At 68.1% G+C, this 7,860-nt stretch carries 6 protein-coding genes; 2 read left to right on the forward strand and 4 right to left on the reverse strand.

Going from position 1 to position 7,860, the window contains the following annotated elements:
- Positions 1-97: 97 nt before the first annotated feature.
- Genes ACFZBT_RS40625 through ACFZBT_RS40635 form a run of 3 tightly spaced genes read right to left on the reverse strand, consistent with a single transcriptional unit; the run spans position 98 to position 3,376 of the window.
- A complete protein-coding gene (locus ACFZBT_RS40625) occupies positions 98-604 on the reverse strand; it encodes a hypothetical protein (protein WP_391115611.1) in 507 nt (168 codons plus the stop codon).
- Positions 601-2,298 carry a polyprenyl synthetase family protein gene (locus ACFZBT_RS40630; protein ID WP_391115614.1) on the reverse strand — a complete coding sequence of 566 codons (1,698 nt, stop codon included), beginning with the start codon at positions 2,296-2,298 and terminating at the stop codon, positions 601-603. Before ACFZBT_RS40630 ends, ACFZBT_RS40625 begins: the two co-directional genes overlap by 4 nt.
- Positions 2,288-3,376, reverse strand: coding sequence for a hypothetical protein (locus tag ACFZBT_RS40635; RefSeq protein ID WP_391115616.1), 1,089 nt, complete (start codon positions 3,374-3,376; stop codon positions 2,288-2,290). Before ACFZBT_RS40635 ends, ACFZBT_RS40630 begins: the two co-directional genes overlap by 11 nt.
- 333 nt (positions 3,377-3,709) lie before the next feature.
- Here ACFZBT_RS40635 and ACFZBT_RS40640 point away from each other — a divergent pair, with 333 nt between their 5' ends.
- Positions 3,710-4,693, forward strand: coding sequence for an RICIN domain-containing protein (locus tag ACFZBT_RS40640; RefSeq protein WP_391115618.1), 984 nt, complete (start codon positions 3,710-3,712; stop codon positions 4,691-4,693).
- Positions 4,694-4,769: 76 nt separating this feature from the next.
- On the opposite strand, the gene ACFZBT_RS40645 is transcribed toward ACFZBT_RS40640, so the two are convergent.
- Positions 4,770-6,224: a hypothetical protein gene (locus tag ACFZBT_RS40645; protein WP_391115621.1), complete on the reverse strand. Its 1,455-nt coding sequence runs from the start codon at positions 6,222-6,224 to the stop codon at positions 4,770-4,772.
- 1,142 nt (positions 6,225-7,366) lie between these two features.
- On the opposite strand from ACFZBT_RS40645, the gene ACFZBT_RS40650 reads away from it, so the two are divergent.
- Complete coding sequence (locus ACFZBT_RS40650; RefSeq protein WP_391115623.1) at positions 7,367-7,591, forward strand: hypothetical protein; 225 nt, start codon at positions 7,367-7,369, stop codon at positions 7,589-7,591.
- Positions 7,592-7,860: the final 269 nt, after the last annotated feature.

A 7,860-nucleotide genomic window follows, 5' to 3' on the forward strand; every position in this document is an offset into this window, starting at 1 on the left:
ACCCGCTACGACAAACTCGCCCGCCACTACCAGGCCCTGGTCACCATCGCCTGCCTACAACTCTGGCTCCCCTGACATTGCGGACACGACCTAGATCTCAATGCGGGTTGTGACCCAGCAATGTCTCCGTCTGGCCGCTGGCTTGCAAGAGCAGATCGCCAGCTCGCCAGGTGCCGAGAACGAGGTCGGCGTACAGGTAGCGGCTGCTCACCAGCTCCGGCAGGTCCTGCGGGCCGGGGCGGTCGTCAGGGGTCCGGGTGCCTGCGGAGGTGCTGATGATGTGGGCTACGGCCGTGCGCAGCCACCGCAGCGGGCGTCCTGCGATGTCGAGTGCCTGGGTGAGAGGCAGCATGGGAGGTGGGTCGCCGTCGAGCATGAAGTCCTCCCATTCCATGAGGTCGAAGAGGAACTGGCCGCCTTTGTAGGGGGGCCAGGGCGCGAGTGTGTCGAGGACGTGCAGGGCACGTTCGGGGTGGTCGCGGCGCAGGGCGGCGCCGTGCCGGGCGAGGGTGCACAGGGCGGCCCGCGACCAGTGGTTCACGGTGTCGAGGGCCTTGGTGAGCTGCTCGTCGGAGGGGTGTGGCTGGGGCGCCGTGGTGGTCACAGGGGCCTCGTGGTGACGTAGTGGGCGATCTGGCGCAGGACGGCTTTGCCCCGGTTCTCGGGGATGACCGCGAGGTCGCGTTCGAAGTGGTCGATGCCGCGGGCGGCGAGGTCGTCGGCGAGGGCGATGGCGTAGTCGATGGAGCCGTGGCGGTGCATCGCCTCCAGGACGACCCGGACGCTCGCCGTGCTCTGTTCCGGGCGGGGGCGTACGACGATCTGGCGCAGGATTTCGTGTTCCCACAGGTCGGGTGACGTGCGGAGGAGGTGGATGAGCATCACGGTGCGTTTGCCCTCGTACAGGTCGCCGTGGGCTTCCTTGCCGTAGAGGGCTTCGTCGCCGATGAGGTTGAGGACGTCGTCCTGGATCTGGAAGGCGATGCCGATGAGCCGGAACGCCTCGTCGAAACGGTCCAGTACGGCGGGGTCGGTGACGCCGGCGCAGACGGCGCCGATGCGGCAGGGGCTGATGCAGGTGTACCAGCCGGTCTTCTTGGTGCTCATGGTGAAGTACGCCTCGTCCTCGACGGGCACCTCGCGGTGGCGGATCCAGCCCAGTTCCATGGCCTGGCCCTCGAAGCTCTCCCTGCACATGTGGAGGGTCTCGCGGATCAGGCCGAGGGTTCGGGCCAGGCCGAGGGTGTCCAGGTTGGACAGGACGGCGTCGATGGCGAGCAGGTTCAGGCCGTCGCCGACATTGACCGCGAGTCCCGCGCCGTGGGCGGTGTGCAGGGTGGGCAGGCCGCGGCGGTGGGTGGACTCGTCGGCGATGTCGTCGTGGACCAGGAAGCCGTTGTGGAACAGCTCCAGGGCTGCCGCGCTGCGTACGGCTTCCTGGGCGGAGCCGCCGAAGGCGACGCAGGCCGCGACGGTGAGGGTGGGCCGCAGGCCCTTGCCCTGGCGGGCGGGGTATTCACGCATCAGGTCGTACAGGTCGCGGCGGGGCTCGCGGTCCGGGATCAAATGCCACATCTCGTCGGCCACGCGGTCGCGGACCGTGCGCATGGTTTCGACGAGGTCGGCGTCGGTGAGGGGGAGTTCCTCCCACCAGGGGGTGCTGGTATGGCCGCTCCACAGGGGGCGGGGCGGGATCACGAGCCGCCCGCCGATTCCGGCGTCCGCCGCATCCTGTGTTGCCGGCGCGGGCCGGTGACGGTTGAGGTAGTCCAGGGCGGTCCAACCGGTTGCCTCCGGCGGATCGGTGCGCGCCTCGCCCCGGTCCGTCCGGGTGTCGGTGCCCCACAGGGCGGGGGACTGCTGCCGGTAGTCCTCCCAGAGTTCCTGGACGAACCGCAGGCCCGAGGCGCGCTGGGACAGCAGCGTGAACGCCCGCCACACCGCCAGGACCCGCTCCGGCTCTCCCCGTACGTCCAGGCTGCCGGGCAGTACCTGGTCCACCGGGCGGCACTGGAGGTCGAAGAGGAGGTTCATGGCCCGGTCGTCGAAGACCACCTCGACATCGGGGTCCTGGGCAGGGCCGGCGTTGACGACCAGGCGGCTGTGGCGGGGGGTCAGAGTGGCGGCGGAACCGTCGTTGAACGACAGGCCGAGTCGCAGCCCGCGCATCTGCTCGGCCGCCGCCGCCACCACGGCCGGGGCCCGTTCAGCCAGCGCGCCGATGGTGTGCCGCAGCAGCGCGGCGCCCGTGCCCGGACCGATCTCCGCGCTCGCCGGGGTGCCGGTGTCAGTGGTCATCGGCTCCTCCGGCGAACTCGACGATTCCCCGGGTCTCGAACGCGATCCGCCGGCCGGAGACCATGCCCTCCACCCGGCAGGGTCCGAGCGTCTCGTGGACGCTGAACGGCTTCAGGCCGCGCTCACAGGGGTTGGCGATCCGTCCCGCCGTCTCGCTGGTGAAGTCGAGCAGCAGATGGTCCGGGCCCATCCGGGCGCTGATCACCAGCCGCCCAGGGACCACCGCACAGGCAGGGCTGTCCAGCAGACCGGCCAACGGCGGTACCAACACCACTCGGTCGCGGTCCAGCGCACCGTCCACGGCCATCTGGACACAGCGCCTCGGGAAGTGCCGCCACAGTCGGCCCTCGCGCCAGAGCATCACCGATCCGTTGGCGGCGTCGGCGGGAAAACGCGGCTGGATCAGCGTGAACACGACGGCAGCGGGCGGCGGTAGCGCCGCCGCATCGCCCGAGCAAGTGGTCTCCTGGTGGGGAGCGTTGACGAAGCCGAAAACCCAGCCCCCCAGCGCCGGCCAGCTCCAGCGCCCCCGGACGCGCTCGTGGTAGCCGGTCAGTTCCACGTTCCTGCGGCGTCCCCGTACCGTGACCACTCCGCTGCCCGCCACGCCGGGCTCGGACTGCCACCGCAGGAACTCCCCGTCGCCGAAGGGTGCGCACTGCGAGGTGCAGGCTCTGCCGGTGGTGCGTAGCCGCACGTCGACTGTCGGCGATCCCGCTACCGCTGCCACCGTGAACGGCCCCTCCCCGTCCGGCCCGTTCCGAGGCTGCGGCAGCCGGAAGGAGGACCAGGGCACCTGCTGCTGGCGGGCGTTGAACTGGCTGGCCTCCCAGCCCCCGTCTTTCTCGTGCACCAGCACGATGGCCCGGCGGTGTGGTTCGCCATTGGGGCGGTCTGCGCCGAGCACCGACAGGTTCGCGATCACCGCCGTGCTCCCGCACCGGGACAAGAACGCGTAGTGCAGCCACTGCCGCTCCAGCGGACCACGCCGCAGCCCGCCCCCGGCGCCCTGCGGGAAGGGCCCGCGCGGCCCCAGCGGGCCGGGCGTCCGGTCGTCCGTGACAGTCGTCGTCTCCACGCGGCAGACCGTAGCAATCCGTAACAAGCAGATGTTTTCGGTAATTGCCCCCGTCCTGCGGTCGCCCCAAGGAACTCCTGCCCTCACGGCTCCCTCGGCAGAGTGAATGCCCGACCATCCGGCCGTTTCCTCCTCAACCTGTCTACCGGAGCAGCAGGTTGACGCACTGGGCCTTGCCGGGACACGCAGCCGAGCCGACCGTGGCCGCCAGCGAGTCACTCTTTGGGGCGAGTAGCTCATTTCTCGCATATGTAATGGGCAGCCTCTCCCGGTCACGCACAGTCAACGCGTCCCCCCTCTCCGCCCAGGCGGCGGAACTCCAGAAGGGCAGCCATGGCCAATGAGCTGATCGACAACCTCCGCATCACCGTCCGCACCTGCGACCTTCCCGGAGCCGGCACCCCGGGCCGCGTCTATCTCGGCGCCGCAGGACGGGAATTCACGCTCAGCACGGGCGGTGACGACTTCGCCCAGGGCGCGACGACCACCATCGTCCTTGGCGGCCCCGACACGGACGTCAGCGACCGCAGCGGCGCCGACCCGCGCGACCCCCATCTGTACCTGGCGGATCTGCTGCGCTGTCCGGTCTACGTCCGGTTCGCCGCCCTCACCCCGCACGACGTGTGGCAGGTAGAACGCGTCGACCTGACCGTGAGGACCGACACCGGCCGCGTCTTCGAGTACGAGGTGCTCGCCGACCTGCCGAACGACCCCCAGCGGCTACGCCTCAGCGACGCGCACGGCGAGGTCGTCCATCTCCGACCGCGCTTCGACCACAAGCAGGAACAGGAACACTTCCAGGAAGGCACCCTTGTGACCGACGTCCCCTTCGGCAAGAAGCAGGTCATCGTCCACTCGGCCAGCGGGCTCATCATCACCCCCCGAGGCCACCTCACCGCCGCAGGCACCGAAATGCGGCTGTGGCAGGCGGGACTGCCGGCCGTCGGCCCCAACCACAACGCGGCCGGGGCGAACCTGGGCCGCATCTGGCAGTTCGAGAAGGTCGACAACGGCGTACGCATCAGGAACCACCTGGACAAGCCGATGTACCTCTCGGTCACCGAGGGCGAGGAGAACACCACGGTCAAAATGAGCGAGAAGCGCAGCGGCGACTCCGGCCAGGTCTGGCGCCTCGAACAGGCCCTGCCCGGACTCAGCGACTTCCTCCTCGTGCCCGTCCTGAACACGGGCCTGGCCGTGGGGCCGCTGGAGGGCGCGCAAATCCTTGAGAACGTGCTGGTGCTGCGCCGCCGGGCCAGCCTCGACCTGCTGTGGAAGGCGCACACGCCGTCGCCCGCCAAGGCAGACGACGTGTGAGCAGCGCGGCTCCGGGTCCACGTGGGTAGGCCCGGAGCCGAGTGCGGGCGGAACGGCCACTGCCTCTGGAGGGCTTTCAGGGGGCGATGACGGTCCCCGTCAGCATGACCCGCTTGTGGTGCTTGCCAAAGGTCGCGTGACCGTCGTCGTACGTCCCCGGCGTGGCCTTCTTGTCGGCCACGACATGAAGGCCGTAGCCGAGGAACGGCCGGTCCTTGTCGCTGGTGAACAGGTGCAACGGACCCTTGAGGATCAGAGTCCGATTGCCGTCCTCCAGCTCGCCGATCACCCCCGTGGGCGCGACGAACCGCCAGTTCTCCAGCCGGTCGAAGTACGCGTAGCCGGCCTCGCCGGTGAAGACGAGACCGGTGGGGGCGTGGACCTCCACAACGAGGTTGTCGATATTGACCGGCTGCTCGTCGGCGGAGGTCATGGCGATGCAGAGGAACTGGGGCAACGACTCCTTGCCGTCCGTCTGAACGCGCGGGATCGCGTCGGTCACCTGGAAGATGGCCAGTTCGTGCTCGTCGGCGACGCCGTCCTTCTTCTGGTCGTCGGTCTTCGTCTTGTCGTTCTCCTTGTGACCGTCGTGGGACGTGCCGCTCCCCTGGGCGTGGTAGCGGTAGTAGACGCTGCCGATCTGGAAGGCGTCCTCCTGTTTGGTGTGATCCCAGCTCAGTGCGCTGGTGGGGCCGCCGGGGTCGTCGGTGGCCTGGGGCCACACGAGGAGCCGGTAGTAGCCGGGGGTGTCACCGCTTGCGTGCAGATCCAGCGTCGGCATCGCCCAGGGCTGGCCCGGGTCCTTCTCGGTCGGGTTGCAGTAGCGGTGGCCGCCCACCGCCTGCCGGACCGGTTGCGGCGTGAAGCGTGAAGGGGAGCCGTCCTGGTGCACAAGCTGGTAGTACACGTGGTCGGCGTGGTTGCTCGTCATCTTCTCGCGCTCACGGATATTGACCAGGTCGATGGTGAACTTGCCGGCCGGGATCTTTCCGTCGGGCGTGACGTAGCCGAAGCAGGCGTTGCCGGTGCGCTTCCCGTCGGCGATGGCGGCCGGAAGCTGCACCCACGGGCGCTGGCTGCGCGCCGTCTTGTCCGTGAGCATCGTGGAGAGGACCTCCACGTCGACGACGGCCTCCCTGTTGCGGCCGTCGGTCAAGGTGAGGGAAACCGTCATCTTGCCCTTGGTCTCCCCGTCCTTCCAGGGCCTTTGGCCGAGACGCAGGTCCGTGCGCAGGCTGAAGGTGATGAGGTCCGTGTAGTCGTCGAGCATGGCGATCTCGATGACTTCGTACGCACTCGACAGTCCGTCCGCCAGATGCGACTCGGCTGCCCGGTCGGTCGCCGGCTCGCCGGGCGCGGCGGAGTAGGCGAGCTCTTTGATCCTCACCCCGGCCGGCACCCTCAGCCGCCCGTCGAAGTAGAACCAGTCACTCGCGGTCGGCAGCTTGTTGCTGTAGCCCAGAGCCCTGATGCCCGTCAGCTCAGGATCGACCCCGGCGTCAGCCACGGACGGCTTGTCCACAGTCGTCATCGAACACACCTCTCACCATCGAACACGTTCCGCTTACGCGTCCTAACGTAAGGTAGTAATTGTCGTGTGGCAGCGTCACTGAGCCCGCGTCCCCCGTCCGGACGAGCGGAAAGCTCCTCGCGGATGACGGGACCTCGCACACGCCACGGGAGCCCCGACCGGCCACAGGGAACGTTCGGTATCTGCCCGTGGCTTATGTGAGGGCGGGGCGGGCCTTCTTCGGCCCGATGAGGGGGAAGGCTTCACCCTCGATTGACTGGCCCCACTCGCACAGGTTTCCGAAACGTATGCGCGTGATCCTCATAGAGGGAGGACGCCCGGCGCGTCAGAGAGTTGCAGCGCCAGATGGAGCTCGTCCGCTCCCGACGCGAACGGACGACATCACCAAACGAATAGCTGTGGAGGTGTGACGAGCGGGATGGGGCACGACACCACGTGGCGCTGACCAGGCGCGGCGTTCACTTCCCGTACCACTCATCACGCAGTCGGCGCACCGCATCGATGGCGCGTACGGCCTTGCCCACAAGCGTTGGAACTTGATCGAGGACATACCCCAGTACGAGGACGCACCCGCCGAGCGCAGCAACCGCAGCGGTTGCCCAACCGACCGTTTCCATCCGAACTGCCTCGCCTTCAAATTAAGAAGGTGGTCGGTTCGGAGGAATGGCAGGCTCGGACCGACCACCTGAATTGGTGGTCTGGTCGAGAGCCCAGGCCCGCACGCCGCTTCTCGGTGCTGTATTCGAGTCGGTGACGTCTTGGAGGTCGCGTACCGCGTGGCCCGGGTACCGCCCCTTCACGGCTCCCCGGTGGTGTGTCGGACCGACGGGAGCTACCGCTCTCCCATGTTCCTTGTTGGTACGCGACCTCTACAGGCCAAGACGCGTCGCGTTATCGCTTCGTGACCAAAAATTGGCGGCGCCTCGTGGGGTGCCCGGAAACGGCGCGCCGAAAGGGTTACCAAGCCGACCGCACCCCCGCCGGCTACTCGGCGCAGCCGTCGATGATCGGCGATCAGGTCGTGGCCTTTGGGCCCGACGTCACAGCCGTGAAGGCAAAAAACGTGATCCCCGGGGCAAGGAGTAGCGTTGCCGGGGACCTGGCTCGTACCGCAGCGTTCCCGGATTTCGTTCGGTGACTCCGTGAGCAAGGAGCCAACGAGCGTCGCGCAGACCCTGTCGCTGCTCCAGCAGGCGGAGGCCGTGAGCGTCGATACGAAGGTGCGCATCCAGCATCCGGACTGGACGACACTGCGCGCCGAGGTCAACCGCATCCTCACCCATAGCAGCGCCGCCATGCCAGACCCGATGCAGGCTGACCCCATGCCGTCACATCGGGCTCACACGGAACGGATCCAGCACACATAAGGCCGGGATAGCCCGCGAACACGTGAGAACTGCAGAGGAACGTTTTCCCAGGCCAGGCGCCCTGCCGTCATCGTTTCCGCAGGTCACAGCCCCACCCAGGGAAAACTCCTAAAGCGGGTGTCGCAGGTTCGAATCCTGCCGGGGGCACCAGCCAAAAGGCCCCGGACCGATCTTGGATGCTGTTGGTTAATCCGGGGCCTGGCGTGATGTCGGCCTTCAAGACCCGGTTGTGGTCTTGAAGGCCGACGTTGTCGTATGGGGTGGGTGCG

This window comes from Streptomyces sp. NPDC008137 (genome assembly GCF_042957035.1).
Classification (GTDB): domain Bacteria; phylum Actinomycetota; class Actinomycetes; order Streptomycetales; family Streptomycetaceae; genus Streptomyces.

Coding starts and splice junctions, on each gene's coding strand:
- ACFZBT_RS40630 (WP_391115614.1), bottom strand. CDS start 2,298: ATGACCACTGACACCGGCACCCCGGCGAGCGCGGAGATCGGTCCGGGC.
- ACFZBT_RS40640 (WP_391115618.1), top strand. CDS start 3,710: ATGGCCAATGAGCTGATCGACAACCTCCGCATCACCGTCCGCACCTGC.
- ACFZBT_RS40645 (WP_391115621.1), bottom strand. CDS start 6,224: ATGACGACTGTGGACAAGCCGTCCGTGGCTGACGCCGGGGTCGATCCT.